Annotated in this window: 15 protein-coding genes and 1 tRNA gene; 7 read left to right on the forward strand and 9 right to left on the reverse strand. The window is 63.9% G+C overall.

All coding sequences use genetic code 11. The features are described 5' to 3' along the window. From IV091_RS11460 to hpnE, 3 genes are all read left to right on the forward strand, one after another. A partial coding sequence (locus tag IV091_RS11460) for a squalene/phytoene synthase family protein (protein ID WP_293468770.1) occupies window positions 1-513 on the forward strand: 513 nt, incomplete at its 5' end. A gap of 79 nt (window positions 514-592) precedes the next feature. Then, complete coding sequence (hpnD, locus tag IV091_RS11465) at window positions 593-1,435, forward strand: presqualene diphosphate synthase HpnD (protein WP_293468772.1); 843 nt, start codon at window positions 593-595, stop codon at window positions 1,433-1,435. A 124-nt stretch (window positions 1,436-1,559) separates the two neighbouring features. Next, complete coding sequence (gene hpnE / locus IV091_RS11470) at window positions 1,560-2,831, forward strand: hydroxysqualene dehydroxylase HpnE (RefSeq protein ID WP_293468774.1); 1,272 nt, start codon at window positions 1,560-1,562, stop codon at window positions 2,829-2,831. A gap of 64 nt (window positions 2,832-2,895) precedes the next feature. On the opposite strand, the gene IV091_RS11475 is transcribed toward hpnE, so the two are convergent. Continuing rightward, on the reverse strand, window positions 2,896-3,525 hold the full coding sequence (locus IV091_RS11475) for a glutathione S-transferase family protein (protein WP_293468776.1): 630 nt from the start codon (window positions 3,523-3,525) through the stop codon (window positions 2,896-2,898). Window positions 3,526-3,537: 12 nt separating this feature from the next. Continuing rightward, window positions 3,538-4,233, reverse strand: coding sequence for an HAD-IA family hydrolase (locus IV091_RS11480; RefSeq protein WP_293468850.1), 696 nt, complete (start codon window positions 4,231-4,233; stop codon window positions 3,538-3,540). 19 nt (window positions 4,234-4,252) lie between these two features. Here IV091_RS11480 and hemH point away from each other — a divergent pair, with 19 nt between their 5' ends. Then, window positions 4,253-5,356 carry a ferrochelatase gene (gene hemH / locus IV091_RS11485; protein ID WP_293468778.1) on the forward strand — a complete coding sequence of 368 codons (1,104 nt, stop codon included), beginning with the start codon at window positions 4,253-4,255 and terminating at the stop codon, window positions 5,354-5,356. Between the two features lie 36 nt (window positions 5,357-5,392). Here the strand turns inward: hemH and IV091_RS11490 are convergent, their stop codons facing one another. The 3 genes from IV091_RS11490 to IV091_RS11500 form a co-directional block, all read right to left on the reverse strand. Beyond that, the gene (locus IV091_RS11490) at window positions 5,393-6,889 is read right to left on the reverse strand and encodes a tripartite tricarboxylate transporter permease (protein WP_293468780.1); all 1,497 of its coding nucleotides are present in this window, start codon (window positions 6,887-6,889) and stop codon (window positions 5,393-5,395) included. A 23-nt stretch (window positions 6,890-6,912) separates the two neighbouring features. Then, entirely contained in the window at window positions 6,913-7,437 is a 525-nt protein-coding gene (locus IV091_RS11495; RefSeq protein ID WP_293468782.1) for a tripartite tricarboxylate transporter TctB family protein, read from the reverse strand. 84 nt (window positions 7,438-7,521) lie between these two features. Next, window positions 7,522-8,481 carry a tripartite tricarboxylate transporter substrate binding protein gene (locus IV091_RS11500; protein ID WP_293468784.1) on the reverse strand — a complete coding sequence of 320 codons (960 nt, stop codon included), beginning with the start codon at window positions 8,479-8,481 and terminating at the stop codon, window positions 7,522-7,524. A 168-nt stretch (window positions 8,482-8,649) separates the two neighbouring features. On the opposite strand from IV091_RS11500, the gene IV091_RS11505 reads away from it, so the two are divergent. Genes IV091_RS11505 through IV091_RS11515 form a run of 3 tightly spaced genes read left to right on the forward strand, consistent with a single transcriptional unit; the run spans window position 8,650 to window position 11,212 of the window. Continuing rightward, on the forward strand, window positions 8,650-9,339 hold the full coding sequence (locus IV091_RS11505; protein ID WP_293468786.1) for a response regulator: 690 nt from the start codon (window positions 8,650-8,652) through the stop codon (window positions 9,337-9,339). Then, window positions 9,336-10,808, forward strand: a complete 1,473-nt coding sequence (locus tag IV091_RS11510; protein WP_293468788.1) for a sensor histidine kinase — start codon at window positions 9,336-9,338, stop codon at window positions 10,806-10,808. Before IV091_RS11505 ends, IV091_RS11510 begins: the two co-directional genes overlap by 4 nt. Continuing rightward, window positions 10,808-11,212: an RNA-binding S4 domain-containing protein gene (locus IV091_RS11515; RefSeq protein WP_293468790.1), complete on the forward strand. Its 405-nt coding sequence runs from the start codon at window positions 10,808-10,810 to the stop codon at window positions 11,210-11,212. Before IV091_RS11510 ends, IV091_RS11515 begins: the two co-directional genes overlap by 1 nt. Window positions 11,213-11,369: 157 nt before the next feature. On the opposite strand, the gene IV091_RS11520 is transcribed toward IV091_RS11515, so the two are convergent. The 4 genes from IV091_RS11520 to IV091_RS11535 all read right to left on the reverse strand — a co-directional run bounded on the left by IV091_RS11520 (window position 11,370) and on the right by IV091_RS11535 (window position 14,868). After that, window positions 11,370-11,462: transfer RNA gene (locus IV091_RS11520), tRNA-Ser, on the reverse strand. Between the two features lie 34 nt (window positions 11,463-11,496). Beyond that, a complete protein-coding gene (locus tag IV091_RS11525) occupies window positions 11,497-12,765 on the reverse strand; it encodes an aspartate kinase (protein ID WP_293468792.1) in 1,269 nt (422 codons plus the stop codon). 119 nt (window positions 12,766-12,884) lie between these two features. Next, a complete protein-coding gene (gene tilS / locus IV091_RS11530; RefSeq protein WP_293468852.1) occupies window positions 12,885-13,838 on the reverse strand; it encodes a tRNA lysidine(34) synthetase TilS in 954 nt (317 codons plus the stop codon). Between the two features lie 49 nt (window positions 13,839-13,887). Next, window positions 13,888-14,868: an acetyl-CoA carboxylase carboxyltransferase subunit alpha gene (locus IV091_RS11535; RefSeq protein WP_293468794.1), complete on the reverse strand. Its 981-nt coding sequence runs from the start codon at window positions 14,866-14,868 to the stop codon at window positions 13,888-13,890. Window positions 14,869-14,875: the final 7 nt, after the last annotated feature.

Consider the following 14,875-nt stretch of genomic DNA (forward strand, 5'->3'; position numbering starts at 1 on the left):
GACGTGGTCAAGCAGCGCTACGCCAGCCAGGCCGAGTTGCTCGACTACTGCCGCCACTCCGCCAACCCGGTCGGCCGGCTGCTGCTGCACCTGTACGGCGTGCAGGATGCCCAGTCGCTGGAGGAAAGCGACTGCATCTGCACCGCGCTGCAGCTCATCAACTTCTGGCAGGACCTGAGCGTCGACATTCCGCGCGGGCGGATTTACCTGCCGGCAGACGCTTGGGGCCGGCACGGGGTGAATGAAGCGCAACTGCGCGGCCTGCAAAGCAACCGCAACACCAATAATTTGATCGCTGACTGCGCCGGATCAGCCCGCGCCAGCATGCTCAAAGGCGTGAAACTGGTTAAAAAGGTGCCCGGGCGCGGCGGCTGGGAACTGCGGTTGGTAGTGCAAGGCGGCCTGCGGATTCTGGACAAGATCGAGGCGCTGAACTACAACACCCTGCAGCAACGGCCCAAGTTGAGCACGGGGGATGTGGTCGTGATGGGATGGCGCGCGCTGTGGATGTAAAAAATGGCCCCCACGCTTTTCACTTTGCGCGCTGCGCTGATCGCACGAATCCGCCATTTTCGCCTGCGACAATCCCCGCATGACGCCCGAGAATTATGTCCAGCAAAAAGCCGCCGCCTCCGGCAGCAGTTTCTATTACGCCTTCCTGTTTTTACCCAAGGAACGGCGCGCCGCCATCACTGCGTTTTATGCGTTCTGCCGCGAAATTGACGACGTCGTCGATGAAGTGCTGGACCCCAGCGTGGCGCACAGCAAGCTGGCCTGGTGGCAGGGCGAAGTCACCCAGTCCTTTGCAGGCAAGCCCACGCATCCGGTGATGCAGGCCTTGATGCCGCTGGCCGACACCTACCGCATCGAGGCGCGCCATTTGCAGGCGGTGATCGAAGGCTGCCAGATGGACCTGGCGCAAAACCGCTACCTTGATTTCCCGGGACTCACGCAGTACTGCCACCTGGTGGCGGGCATCGTCGGTGAAGTGGCAGCGCGCATCTTTGGCCAGACCGATGACGCCACCACCGCCTACGCCCACAAGCTGGGCCTGGCATTCCAGCTCACGAACATCATCCGCGACGTCGGCGAGGACGCGATGCGCGGCCGCATTTACCTGCCCGTCAATGAACTGCAGCAGTTTGACGTGAAGTCGCACGAGATCTTGAAGCGCGAGTATTCCGAGCGCTTCACCGCGCTGATGAAGTTCCAGACCGAGCGCGCGCTCAGCGTGTACGACGAAGCGCTGGCGCTGCTGCCAGACACCGACCGCCGCGCCCAGAAGCCCGGCCTCATGATGGCCAGCATTTACCGCACGCTGCTGCGCGAAATTGCCGCCGACGGCTACCAGGTGCTGCACCAGCGCGTCAGCCTGACGCCGCTGCGCAAGTTCTGGCTGGCCTGGAAAACGCAGGCCTTTGGCCGCGTGCAATGACCCCCACGCTTTTCACTTCGTGTAATGCGCTGCCCCCCGAGGGGGCCGCTGCGCCTGCGGCCCGGCAAAGCCGGTTCCGCGGCCCCTGCTGGTATGGAGCGCCTTGGGCCAGGCATTTGGGCACATGAAGGTCGCCATCGTCGGCGCCGGCTGGGCCGGTTGCGCCGCAGCCGTAGAGGCCACGCGCCTGGGCCATCAGGCCACTATTTTTGAAGCGGCCCGCATTCCCGGCGGGCGGGCCCGGCGCGTCAGCGCCACCTGGTCAGGCCAGCCGCTGGACCTGGACAACGGCCAGCACATCATGATTGGCGCCTATGCCGAGACGCTGCGGCTGATGATGGAACTGGGGGTTGATGAAAGCGCGTCCTTCCTGCGCCTGCCGCTGACGATGCAGTTCCCCGACGGCAACGGCTTGACGCTGCCCAACTGGCCGGCCCCGCTGGACGCCCTGGCCGGCATCCTGACGGCGCGCGGCTGGTCATGGGCCGACAAGCTGTCCCTGCTCAAGGTGGCGCTGGGCTGGCAACTGGGCCGGTTCCAGTGCCCGCCCGGGCAGTCGGTCGCGGACCTGTGCCGGGGACTGGCGCCCAGGGCCATGGCCGCGCTGATCGAGCCGCTGTGCGTGTCGGCGCTGAACACCCCGGCCGACCGCGCCAGCGGCCAGGTGTTTTTACGGGTGATGCGCGATTCGCTGTTTGCGCAGAGCGGCGGCTCCAACCTGCTGCTGCCGCGCCGGGACCTGAGCGCCTTGCTGCCCGATGCGGCGCTGGCCTGGCTGGCGGCGCAAGGCAGCGCGCCTCGCCTGGGCGTTCGCGTCCAGGCGATTGCGGCGACAGCTGCGGGCTGGACCGTCAGCGCCAGCTGCCCGGAGGCCTTTGACCGCGTGCTGCTGGCCTGCCCGCCGCACGAAGCGGCGCGACTCGTGGCCGGCAGCGGCGTGGCGGCCGACGCCTGGCTGGCGCGCGCGCGCGGCCTGCAGCACGAGGCGCTGACCACCGTGTATGCCCACTCGCCTGATGCGCGCCTGGGCCAGCCGATGCTGGCGCTGCACGCAACCGCCAGCGAACCGGCGCAGTTTGTCCTGGACCGGGGCCAGTTGGGCGGCCCGACCGGCCTGCTGGCGTTTGTGATCAGTGCCAGCGTGGGCGACAGCGCCACGCTGACGCAGCAGGTGCTGGCGCAAGCAGCCCGGCAATTGGGCCTGGATGCGCTGCAAGCCGTGCAAACCATTGTGGAAAAGCGCGCCACCTTTGCCTGCACGCCGGGCCTGCAGCGCCCCGCCGCCGACGTGGCCACTGGCTTGCTGGCCTGCGGCGACTACATCGCCGGGCCGTATCCGGCCACGCTGGAAGGCGCGGTGCGGTCCGGCCTGGCGGCAGCGCGGTGCTTGCGCTGAATGATGTCGAGCTTGACAAGCAGCTATTGAATAGATAGCTGCTTGTGACCGCAGTTACTGGGCTTCACTCGCTTTTTATCATCAACTGAACAGCCTGGAAGGCGGGCCGCGCCAGGCAATTCTGCAGCCACTCGGCAACGCGCGGGCTCTGCTCCATCACCACACTGGCGCCTTGCACCCACGCCATCACGGACGCAACGCACACATCTGCCACGGTAAAGCGTTCACCAGCCAGATAGCCGCAGGTTTGCAGGTGCTGCTCCAGCACGCGCAAGGGGATGCGCAAGCGGCGTTCGGCTTCGTTGGCCAGCGCGGGCTTGCGCCGCTCAGGGGGCATCAGGGCGCTGTGCATCAGGTAAGTCAGCGCGTCTTTTTCACACTCGTTGACCACCCAGAAACTCCAGCGCAGGATGTCGGCCAGCTCGGCAGGCGTTTCAGCGGCCAGCGACCATCGGCCGCCCTTGAACCGCTCCGCCAGGTAGAGCGCGCAGGCCATCGACTCCCAGACCAGCACGCCGTCATCGTCCACCACCGGGATGCGGCCGTTCGGGTTCAGGACCAGAAACTCGGACATGCGGGTGGCGCCGCCCAGGTACGGCAGGGCGATGTGCTCGAAGTCCAGCCCCAGTTCATGGGCCACCCACAGCGGGCGCGCCGCGCGGGACGCCGCTGTGCCGTAAATCCTGAGCGCCATGGTCAACAGGTTTTAGTACGCAAACAACGCACACAGCTCGGTCAGCGTGCGCACGGTGGCATGCGGCGCATCGGCATGCGCCCATGCTGCGTCAGCGCGGTTGACCCACACGGTCTGCATGCCGCAGCCCAGCGCGCCCAGCACGTCCAGAGCCGCGTCGTCGCCCACATGCAGCACCTGCGCGGGCGCCACGCTGGCGGCGCTGGCGGCGGCGTGAAAAATCCGCGGGTCAGGCTTGCCCACGCCCAGCTGCTGGGCGCTGATGCTGGCCTTGAAATACGCGTCGATGCCAATGCGCGCGATGTCGGCATTGCCATTGGACAGCGCCACCAGCGGAAAGCGGCTGGATAAAAACGCCAGTGATTCCAGCGCGTCGTCAAACAAGTCAACCCGGTGGCGTTCGGCGAAGAAAACGTCGAAGGCCGGTGCGGCCAGTTGCTGGTCTTCACCGGACCGCTGCAGCGCGAGCCGGATCATCTCGCAGCGAATGGCGCTCAGGTTGTGCGCGAGTTCAGGCCGGGCCTGCGTCACCTGCGCGCGCACCGCCTGCCGCACCGCCGGATCCGCGAACAACACGGCGGTCTGCGGCGCGTGGCGGGCCAGCCAGTCGCCGAGCGCTTTTTCAGCCCGCGCTATGGTCGGCCAGATCGGCCACAAGGTATCGTCGAGATCCAGGGAAATCGCCTTGATGTTGTTCAGGTCCAGCATAGGTAGGCGAGAATAACCCATGTCTTTTGCCCCCGAACCCACCCACACCCACGGCGCCCGCCCCGCCGCCACGTCAGGCACCGCCATTCTTTTGTGCAACCTGGGCACGCCCGACGCGCCCACCGCACCGGCCGTGCGGCGCTACCTGGCGGAATTTCTGAGCGATGCGCGCGTGGTTGAAATTCCCAAGGCGCTGTGGTGGCTGATTTTGCACGGCATCATCTTGCGCACCCGGCCCAAGAAGTCGGCCGCCAAGTACGCCAGCATCTGGACCAGCGAAGGCTCGCCGCTCAAGGTCTGGACCCAAAAACAGGCCTTGATGCTGCGCGGCTACCTGGGCGTGCGCGGCCACACCGTGGACGTGCGCTACGCCATGCGCTACGGCAACCCGTCGATTGCCTCGCAGCTGGACCAGCTCAAGGCAGACGGGGTCACGCGCGTACTGATCCTGCCGGCTTACCCGCAATACAGCGGCACCACCACCGCCAGCGTGTTTGACGCGGTGTACAGCTGGGCCGCCAAGGTGCGCCGAATTCCCGAGTTTCGTTTCATCAACAACTACCACGACGCGCCCGGCTACATTGCCGCGCTGGCCGACAAGATCCGCGCGCACTGGCAGCAAAACGGCCAGGCCGAGCAACTGGTGATGAGCTTTCACGGCGTGCCCGAACGCACGCTGCTGCTGGGCGACACCTACCACTGCGAATGCCACAAGACCGCGCGCCTGCTGGCCGAGCAACTCGGGCTGGCCAAAGACCGCTACAAAGTCACCTTCCAGTCGCGTTTTGGCAAAGCCAAATGGCTGCAGCCCTATACCGAGCCGACGCTGATCAAGATGGCGCAATCAGGCGTGAAAAGCGTCAACGTGGTGTGCCCGGGGTTTATTGGCGACTGCCTGGAAACACTCGAAGAAATCTCGATGGAAGCGCGCCACGCCTTCCTGGAGGCTGGCGGCAAGACCTTCAACTACATCGAATGCCTGAACGACAGCCCGAAGTGGATTGCAGCGATGGCCGACCTGAGCATTCAGCACCTGGGCGGCTGGCCCACACAGACCGGGCCCGACGAGGCCGCGCTGGCAGCCTCGCGCGCCGCCGCGCTGGCGCTGGGGGCCAAACAGTAATTCGTTGGTCCCCCCAGCGCTGGTGTTGTCCGGCGTTCAGGCCAGCGCCCGGCGCCCCGACCAATGCTTGGCCAGGCGCGGCAGCACCAGCACGGCAACCACCACGGCGAGCAGCACCGCCGACATCGGCCGCTCAACAAAGACGGTCCACCGGCCTTCACCAATCGACAGGGCATTGCGCATCTGGGCCTCGGCCATGGGGCCCAGAATCATGCCGACGATGACCGGTGCGGTCGGAAAATCGTAGCGGCGCATCAGGATGCCGACCAGGCCAATGCCGTACATCAGGAACAGGTCAAACGAGCTTTGCCGCATGCCGTAGACGCCCACCGTGGCAAAAATCAAAATGCCGGCGTAGAGCTGGGACCGGGGAATCTTCAGCAGCTTGACCCACAGCCCGACCATCGGCAAGTTCAGCACCAGCAGCATCACGTTGCCGATGTAGAGCGAAGCGATCAGCGCCCAGACCAGCGTTGAAGAGGTTTCAAACAGCTGGGGGCCGGCCTGAATGCCGTAGTTTTGCAGGGCACTGAGCAAGATCGCCGCCGTCACCGAAGTCGGGATGCCCAGCGTGAGCAGCGGCACCAGCGTGGCGGTCACGGCTGCGTTGTTGGCGGCTTCGGGGCCGGCTACGCCTTCAATGGCGCCGGTGGTGCCAAACTCTTCCTTGTGCCTTGACAGCTTGCGCTCGGTGGCATAGCTCAGGAATGTCGGGATTTCCGAGCCGCCCGCAGGGATGGTGCCAAACGGAAAACCAATGGCGGTGCCGCGCAGCCATGCCGGCCACGAACGGCGCCATTCCTGGCCCGTCATGTGCACGCGGGTGACCTTGTTCATGGTTTGCGAACTGCGGCCTTCGTACAGCGCGTTGTAAAGCGCCTCGCCCACGGCAAACAGGCCCACAGCCACCAGCACCACTTCAATACCATCCAAAAATTCAGGAACGCCTGCGGTGTAGCGCACCTGGCCGGTGATCTGGTCCAGCCCAATCAGGCCGATCGCCAGCCCAAGAAAAAGCGCCGTCATGCCGCGCAGGGTGCTTTTTCCCAGCACCGCGCTGACCGTGATGAAGGCCAGCAGCATCAGGCAAAAATATTCAGGCGGGCCGAGTTTGACGGCAAACTGCGCCAGCACCGGCGCAAACAGCGTGACCAGAATCGTGGCCACGGTGCCGGCCACAAACGAGCCAATCGCCGCCGTGGCGAGTGCCGCGCCGGCCCGGCCGTTCTTGGCCATCTTGAAGCCTTCAAGCGCCGTCACCATGGTGCCGGTTTCACCCGGCGTGTTGAGCAGGATGGAGGTGGTCGAGCCGCCGTACATGGCGCCGTAGTAAATGCCGGCGAAAAAAATCATCGAAGCCGTCGGTTCGACCTGCGTGGTGATGGGCAGCAGCATGGCCACCGTGACGGCGGGGCCCAGACCGGGCAGCACGCCAATGGCCGTGCCAATGGCGCAGCCCACAAAGGCCCACAGCAAATTAATGGGCGTGCCGGCCGTGACAAAGCCGCCAATGAGGTTATTCCAGATATCCATTTCGGTCTCTCGGGGGGTTGTGGTTACAGCCAGCCGGAACTGGTCAGGCCGGGCAGGTTGATCGCCAGCACCTTGGAAAACATCCAGAACACGGGCGCCGCAATCAGCATGCCGGTGGCCGCGTCGATCAGGGTCTGGCGCACCGACCCGGCAGCCCGGCCTTCGGAAATACGCAAGCCGCGCACCGCCAGCACGAAGCACAGGGCGCAGCTCAGCACAAAACCGATGCGGGTGATCAGCGCCGCGTTGCCCAGCACCCCGGCCGACACCCACGCCAGCGCAGTCCAGTCACCGGTGGCGGCACCGGACGCCGTTTCCAGGTCGCGAAAGCCGCCGCTGCGCGCCTCCCAGATCAGCCAGACGCCGCACACCAGCATCGCAGCGGACACCAGCCAGGGCAAAAAATTGGGCCCCACGCCGGCATAGCCCGCGCTGGACGGAATTGACAAGGCGCCATACGCCAGCACCGCGGCGACGAGCACAGCACCGGCGCCGATCAGGGTTTGCGGCAGGGCGTCGGGGGGAGAATTTGGCGGAATGGTGGACATTAAAAAAACCTCAAAAAAGAAAAAGGGCCGGGCCGGCCCCAGCGGGGCCAAGCTCAGCCCTGCCGGGGCCGCTGCAGCGGGCTACTACACCATGCCGGCTTTCACCATGGTGGCGCGCAGGGACGCGAAGTCGTTGTCCACAAAGGCCTCGAACTCCGGGCCCGCCAGCAGCGCAGAGGTCCAGTTGTTGGCTTGCAACGCTTGCGCCCAGGCCTTGGATTTGGTGGCCTGCACGACCATGTCGGTCAGCGCCTTGCGCTGCGCCGGCGTGATGCCTGCCGCGCCATACACCCCGCGCCAGTTGCCGATCTCGACATTGATGCCCTGCTCCTTGAGCGTGGGCACATCGATACCCTTGACGCGCGTGCCCGACGTGATGCCGATGGGCCGCATCTTGCCGCTGCTGATGTACTGCGCAAACTCGCTGTAGCCGCTGCCGCCCACGGTGACATTGCCGCCCAGAATCGCTGCCACGGCCTCGCCACCGCCGCGAAACGGCACATAGTTGATCTTGGAGGCATCAACACCCACTTCGCGGGCGATCATGGCGGCCGCCACATGTTCTGTGGAACCGCGAGAACCACCGCCCCACTTCACGCTGCCCGGGTCTTTTTTCATCTGTTCAACCACATCCTTCATGGTTTTGAACGGCGAATTCTCGGGCAACACGAACACGCCGTATTCGGTGGTCAGCCGCGCAATCGGCGTGACCTGGCTCAGGGCCACAGGCGGCTTGCTGGCGATCATGCCGCCCAGCATCACGGCGCCCATCACCATCAGCGCGTTGGGGTCGCCCTTGCTGGCGTTGTAGAACTGGGCCAGTCCCAGCACGCCGGCCGCGCCGCCCTTGTTTTCGTAGGTCACGGTGCTGGCCACGCCCGCGTCCTGCAAGGCCTTGCCCAAGGCGCGGCCCGTGGCGTCCCAGCCGCCGCCGGGGTTGGCGGGAATCATCATCTTGATGTTGGCTGCGGCAAAAGCGCTCAGCGGCAAGCTGCCAGCCGCCGCAAATGCGGCCAGGGATTTCAAAAAGGTATCGCGACGCATGGGTGTCTCCTTAAGGCTTTGATTGAATTGACGTGCTTATCATGCGTCTTCAAGCTGTCATCCGGCTGTCCAAACCATCAGGGAAACTACCAATGCCCACCGCTTTTTTCGTCCGCGCATGTGCGCGCTTAACGCTTTGGCCGGGACAATCGCATGATGCTGCCCACCATGAAACTCCTGCTCGTTGAAGACAACGTCTCCATGCACACCGCGCTGCAGCGCACGCTGTCGCGGCGCGGCATGGATGTGACCGTCTGCGCCGACGGCCGGCTGGCGCTGGCGCGCTGGCAGTCATTCATGCCCGATGTGGTCGTACTCGACCTGACGCTGCCCGGACTGGACGGGCTGCAGGTGCTGCAGCAGGCACGCGCTGCAGGGCTGGCCACACCCGTCTTGATCCTGACGGCACGCGGCACGGTGGGCGACCGCATCATCGGCCTCAATTCGGGTGCCGATGACTACCTGCCCAAGCCGTTTGACCTGGACGAGCTGGAAGCCAGAATACGGGCGCTGGCGCGTCGCTCGGCCGCGCGCGACGATCTGCGCAGCGAACCGCGGGCGGTCACACAAGTGCTGGGCCAGCTTCGCTATGAAAAGCATACCGGCGCCATCTACCTCTGCGATGAGGTGCTGGACCTGGCGCCGCGCGAGTTGGCGCTGTTGCAAGCCCTGATGGGCAAGCCCGGACATGCCGTGTCCAAGGAACGGCTGTTTGAACTGGTCTTTCCGGGCGAGGCAGAAGTGCATTACGAAGCCATTGAAGTCGTGGTCTACCGCCTGCGAAAAAGGCTGCTGAACACCGGCGTGCTGCTGATCACGCTGCGCGGCCTCGGCTATTTGCTCAAGGCAACGCCATGAGCCTCGAAGCGCCGCCGCGCATCGGCAGGGGGGCCGGCCGCGTGGGCGCCCTGTCCCTTCGCCGCTACCTGCTGGCAGGCATCTTGCTGCCGGTAGCCGTGTTTCTGATGGTCAACACCGTGCTGCTCTACCGCAGCGCGCTGGACGCCGCCGACACGGCCTACGACAGGACCTTGCTGGCATCCGCCAAGACATTGGCGGAACTACTGGAGGCCACTGGCACCGGCGATGCCGTGCGCCTGAAGGCCACCGTCGCCTACTCGGCGCTGGAGGCCTTTGAGGCCGACAACCGCAGCCGCATCTTCTACAAGGTCACGGGGTTTCAGGGTGAAACCGTACTGGGCTTTGAGGATCTGCCAGCGTGGCGCGGCAAGTTGCCGGAACAGGGCATCTACGCAGCGCTGGTCGACTTCTACGACGACCGCTACCAGGGGGACGAAGTGCGGGTGGCGGTGCTGCTGCAGCCCGTGGTCGGCCCCGAGGGATTCGGCATGGCACGCATCCAGGTGGCCGAAACGCTGGAGTTAAGACAGACGCTGGCACGCGAAATTCTGGTCGATACCCTGTGGCACCAGGCCGTGCTGATTGCGGTGATTGCACTGGTGGTAATCGTGGTGGTCCAGCGCGCCACGCGGCCGGTGCGCGCCCTGAGCGCCCGCCTGACGGCCCGGCCCGAAAGCGACCTGACCCCCATTGAGGCGCCCGATGCACCGCGCGAGTTACGCCCACTGATTGACGCCACCAACCAGCTCATGCTGCGGCTGCAACATCTGCTGGAGCACCAAAAGCGCTTTGTGCGCGACGCGTCGCACCAATTGCGCACGCCGCTGGCGGTCCTGAAAATCCAGGTCCAGTCGGCCTTGCGCGGCGACATCGCGCCCCGCGAGGCGCTCCTGGAAATCAATGAAACCGTTGACAGGGCCACCTTGCTGGCCAACCAGATGCTGGCGCTGGCCAAGGTCGAGCAACTGCGCCAGCAAGCAGATTTGCAGCCTGCCGACCTGACCGCCACCCTTCGCGCGGTAGCGCTGGACCTGGCACCGCTGATTGCAGAGAAAGAACTGGAATTTGACATCGAGACCGTCCCCGCGATGGTCAACGCCCACGAATGGATGCTCGGCGAACTGTGCCGCAACCTGCTGCACAACGCCATCAAGAACAGTGACACAGGCGGCGCCTTGACCGTGCGAATCGTCACCGATACGCGCTATCTGGCACTGACCATCAGCGACAGCGGGCCCGGCATTTCAACCGAACTCGCCACGCGCCTGTTCCAGCCCTTTTCGGCGGGCAACGTGCGCCACGGCTCCGGCCTGGGCCTGGCCATTTGCCGGGAAATCACGGCAGCCCTGGGCGGCAGCATTTCGCTGGAGAACCGGATGCATCCGGGCCAGGCTGGCCGGGTTGCGGGTCTGGACGCCACAGTACGCCTGCCACTGATTGCAGTCAAGGATGAAAATAGCGCCTGATGGAAAAACTACGTATCGACAAATGGCTGTGGGCCGCCCGCTTTTACAAAACCCGTTCACTGGCGGTGGATGAGATTGACAAGGGGCGCGTGCGCATCAACGACCAGGAGGCCAAACCATCCCGCGAGGTCAAGGTGGGCGACACCATCACGCTGCGGCAAGGCCCGGTGATTCGCACGCTGGTGGTGCGCGGCATCAGCAGCCAGCGCGGCGCCGCACCCGTGGCGCAGCAGCTTTATGAAGAAACCGAGGAAAGCCTGCGCCGAAAAGCCGAAGCCGCCGAGCAGCGCAGGCTGGGGAGCGAGCCCGCCAGCAGCCAGGAACACGGCCGCCCGACAAAACGCGACCGCCGCACCATAGACAAAGCCTGGAACAGCCGCTGGAGCGCATCGATTGACCCGTAATACGCGTCTATTTTTATAGCAACATAGCCTTATAAATATTGGACTAAACACAAATTTCGACAATTATTTTTCGGGTCGCCGTCTCCGTCACCGCGTTCGCGGCCGGTCCGGCAATTTTGAGGCAAAAAAAATCCACCTTTCGGTGGATTTTTAAATTTGGCGGAAACGGAGAGATTCGAACTCTCGATGAGGCTCTACACCCCATACTCCCTTAGCAGGGGAGCACCTTCGGCCACTCGGTCACGTTTCCAATTCCATCATTATGGCACGACTTCGGGGCCGTTTCAGGCGACGGGCTGGTCCAGGTCAAAAGCTTTGTGCAGCGCGCGCACGGCCAGCTCCATGTATTTTTCGTCAATCACCACCGAAGTCTTGATTTCGCTGGTCGAGATCATCTGGATATTGATGCCCTCTTCGCTCAACACCCTGAACATTTTGCTGGCAATGCCAACGTGGCTGCGCATGCCAATACCGACGATGCTGACCTTGCAAATCTTGGCGTCGCCAACGACTTCCTTCGCGCCCAGTGCCGGCACCACTTTGGAAGTGAGCAGGTCCATGACCTTGGCATAGTCGTTGCGGTGCACGGTGAAGCTGAAGTCGGTTTTACCGTCTTTGCTGATGTTCTGGATGATCACATCGACTTCGATGTTGGCGTCAGCCACGGCGCCCAGGATCTGGTACGCGATGCCCGGGGTGTCTGGCACGCCGAGTACGGAGATTTTGGCTTCGTCGCGGTTGAACGCGATGCCCGATACGATGGCTTGTTCCATGTTTTCGTCTTCCTCAAAACTGATCAAAGTGCCTGACTTGGCTTCTTCGTTGATGTCAATATTCCAGTCGGTGAAGCTGGACAGCACGCGCAGCGGCACCTTGTATTTGCCGGCAAATTCGACCGAGCGAATTTGCAGCACTTTGGACCCCATGGAGGCCATCTCCAGCATTTCTTCAAAGCTCACGGTTTTCAGGCGGCGGGCTTCGGGCACCACGCGCGGGTCGGTGGTATAGACGCCATCGACGTCGGTGTAGATCAGGCATTCGTGGGCCTTCAGGGCCGCCGCAATTGCCACTGCGGACGTATCCGAGCCGCCCCGACCCAGCGTGGTGACGTTGCCGCCTTCGTCCATGCCCTGAAAGCCGGTGATGATCACGACTTTGCCGGCGTCCAGATCGGCGCGCACCCGCACGTCGTCAATCGACTCAATACGTGCCTTGGTGTAGGCGCTGTTGGTTTTGATGGTCACTTGCCAGCCGGCGTAACTCACGGCCTGCATGCCTTCTGCCTGCAACGCGATGGCCAGAAGGGCGCTGGAGGCCTGCTCGCCGGTGGCGGCCAGAGCATCCAGCTCGCGGCCATAAGCGTCGCCGGGATGGGCGGGCGCCAATTCCTTGGCCAGGCCCAGCAGGCGGTTGGTTTCGCCACTCATGGCACTGGGAACAACGACCATCTGGTGGCCGGCCCGCGCCCACTTGGCAACGCGCTTGGCGACATTGCGAATGCGCTCTGGCGAGCCCATCGATGTACCGCCGTATTTATGAACGATCAAAGCCATTGCAGGAGGTCAATCAAGATTGTTGGTTGCGAACTTTGCTCTTTTTGCAAAAACGGGCAACCCTAAGCGCCGCTGCGTTAATGCACTGGCAGCCCCATGGCTACCGGCAAAGCCTTAAATTATAACGAGGCTAACCCGACCGGGTCCACGCTTGGCACGGCCTTGCCCGCAGCCGGCAAATAGTGCAACACGGCCCCTTGCCGAATGACATGCCCGGCGGCCACCTTGAGGTGAATCTGGTGCCCGCGGGTGGTGCAGGCGGCCACTTGCCGCAGCAACTGGGCCATTTGCGCGGCACTGGGCGTGGCCCGCTGCTGCTGCAACCAGTGGCGCAGCAAATTGGCCTGGCGCGGCTGCGACAGCACCTGCAACGCGGCGATGGCGGGCGGTGCGCCTGCGGCCATCAAGTCCTGCTGCGCAATTTCAAGCAGCAAGCCTTGCGCCTGCGCGGCGTGCCGGGCACTACGTGCAAAGGTACGGCGGAACTGGGGAAACGCCTGGTCCAGCGCTGGCAGCAAGCGCGCCCGAATACGGTTGCGGGTGTAGCGCTCGTCGGTGTTGCTCGGATCATCCAGAAAAGGAATCTGTTGGGCCACCACCCATTGGCGCAAACTGGCCGCCGTGATTTGCAGCAGCGGACGGTAAAACGCGGCGCCATGGCGCTCGAACTGCGCAGCCATGGACGCAAGACCCGGCAAGCCGGCGCCCCGGCTGAGCGCCAGCAGCAGGGTTTCAACCTGGTCGTCGGCATGCTGGCCCAGCAGCACCCCGGCCAGCCCGTGCTGCTGGGCCGCTAGAGCCAGCGCCGCATAGCGCGCCCGGCGCGCGACGTCTTCGGGGCTTTCACCGGAGGCATGACCTGCATCGACGCGCACCACATGCAGCGGCACCGACACGCCAGCGCACACAGACCGGCAAACGCGCACAAAGTCGTCGGCGGCCGCCTGAAGCCCATGGTGAATGTGAAGTGCGTGAACCTGGCCTGGCCAGCGCTGCGCGGCAGCCAGCAGCAAGGCCGTGGAATCAGCGCCGCCGCTGTAGGCTACACCCCAGGGCGGTGGCGCTGAAAACATGGCCGCCGTCAGGGCCGCCAGCGCCGGGTTCGCGGGCAGCGCCGAAGACCTACTTGCTGATGTCAGCTTTGGTGTCGGTAAATCGGCCATAGCTTTGCAGGCGTTCGTAGCGGCGGTCCAGCAGCTCCTTGACCTTCAAATCGCTGACCTGGCGGAAGGCATCGTTGAGCGCTCGCTTCAGAAAAGCGGCCATTTGCTTGGGGTCGCGGTGCGCGCCGCCCACGGGCTCGTTGACGATCTTGTCGATCACGCCCAGCGCCTTGAGCCGGTGTGCGGTGATTCCCAGCGCTTCGGCCGCCTCTTGCGCCTTGTCGGAGGTCTTCCAGAGAATGGAGGCGCAGCCTTCGGGGCTGATGACGGAGTAAATCGAGTACTGCAGCATCACCACCTGGTCACCCACCGAAATGGCCAGCGCGCCGCCGGAGCCGCCCTCCCCAATGATGGTGGTGATGATGGGCACTTCGAGTTGCGCCATTTCAAAGATGTTGCGGCCAATGGCTTCAGACTGGCCGCGCTCTTCGGCTTCAATACCCGGATAGGCGCCGGGCGTATCGACAAAGGTGAACACCGGCAGCTTGAACTTTTCAGCGGTTTTCATCAGGCGCAAGGCCTTGCGGTAGCCCTCCGGCTTGCTCATGCCAAAGTTACGCAAGCCGCGCTCCCGGGTGTCGCGCCCTTTTTGGTGGCCCAGCACCATGCATGCGGTGCCGTTAAAGCGGGCCAGCCCACCCACAATGCTCAGGTCGTCGGCGAAATGCCGGTCGCCGTGCAGCTCGACAAAGTCGGTAAAAATTTCCCGTACGTAATCCAGCGTGTAGGGCCGCTCGGCGTGACGGGCAATCTTGGTGATCTGCCACGGCGTCAAAACGCTGTAGATGTCTTTGGTGAGTTGCTGGCTTTTTTTGGCCAACTGGTCAATTTCTTCTGAAATATCGACCGCCGACTCAGTCTGCACGTAACGCAATTCTTCAATTTTCCCTTCAAGGTCCGCAATCGGTTGCTCGAAATCAAGGAATGTTTTTTTTGCCATGGTCTGC

Origin of the sequence: Polaromonas sp., from assembly GCF_018780625.1 — a bacterium.
Classification (GTDB): Bacteria; Pseudomonadota; Gammaproteobacteria; order Burkholderiales; family Burkholderiaceae_C; genus Polaromonas.

Coding starts and splice junctions, on each gene's coding strand:
- hpnD (WP_293468772.1), top strand. CDS start 593: ATGACGCCCGAGAATTATGTCCAGCAAAAAGCCGCCGCCTCCGGCAGC.
- hpnE (WP_293468774.1), top strand. CDS start 1,560: ATGAAGGTCGCCATCGTCGGCGCCGGCTGGGCCGGTTGCGCCGCAGCC.
- IV091_RS11475 (WP_293468776.1), bottom strand. CDS start 3,525: ATGGCGCTCAGGATTTACGGCACAGCGGCGTCCCGCGCGGCGCGCCCG.
- IV091_RS11480 (WP_293468850.1), bottom strand. CDS start 4,233: ATGCTGGACCTGAACAACATCAAGGCGATTTCCCTGGATCTCGACGAT.
- hemH (WP_293468778.1), top strand. CDS start 4,253: ATGTCTTTTGCCCCCGAACCCACCCACACCCACGGCGCCCGCCCCGCC.
- IV091_RS11490 (WP_293468780.1), bottom strand. CDS start 6,889: ATGGATATCTGGAATAACCTCATTGGCGGCTTTGTCACGGCCGGCACG.
- IV091_RS11495 (WP_293468782.1), bottom strand. CDS start 7,437: ATGTCCACCATTCCGCCAAATTCTCCCCCCGACGCCCTGCCGCAAACC.
- IV091_RS11500 (WP_293468784.1), bottom strand. CDS start 8,481: ATGCGTCGCGATACCTTTTTGAAATCCCTGGCCGCATTTGCGGCGGCT.
- IV091_RS11505 (WP_293468786.1), top strand. CDS start 8,650: ATGAAACTCCTGCTCGTTGAAGACAACGTCTCCATGCACACCGCGCTG.
- IV091_RS11510 (WP_293468788.1), top strand. CDS start 9,336: ATGAGCCTCGAAGCGCCGCCGCGCATCGGCAGGGGGGCCGGCCGCGTG.
- IV091_RS11515 (WP_293468790.1), top strand. CDS start 10,808: ATGGAAAAACTACGTATCGACAAATGGCTGTGGGCCGCCCGCTTTTAC.
- IV091_RS11525 (WP_293468792.1), bottom strand. CDS start 12,765: ATGGCTTTGATCGTTCATAAATACGGCGGTACATCGATGGGCTCGCCA.
- tilS (WP_293468852.1), bottom strand. CDS start 13,838: ATGTTTTCAGCGCCACCGCCCTGGGGTGTAGCCTACAGCGGCGGCGCT.
- IV091_RS11535 (WP_293468794.1), bottom strand. CDS start 14,868: ATGGCAAAAAAAACATTCCTTGATTTCGAGCAACCGATTGCGGACCTT.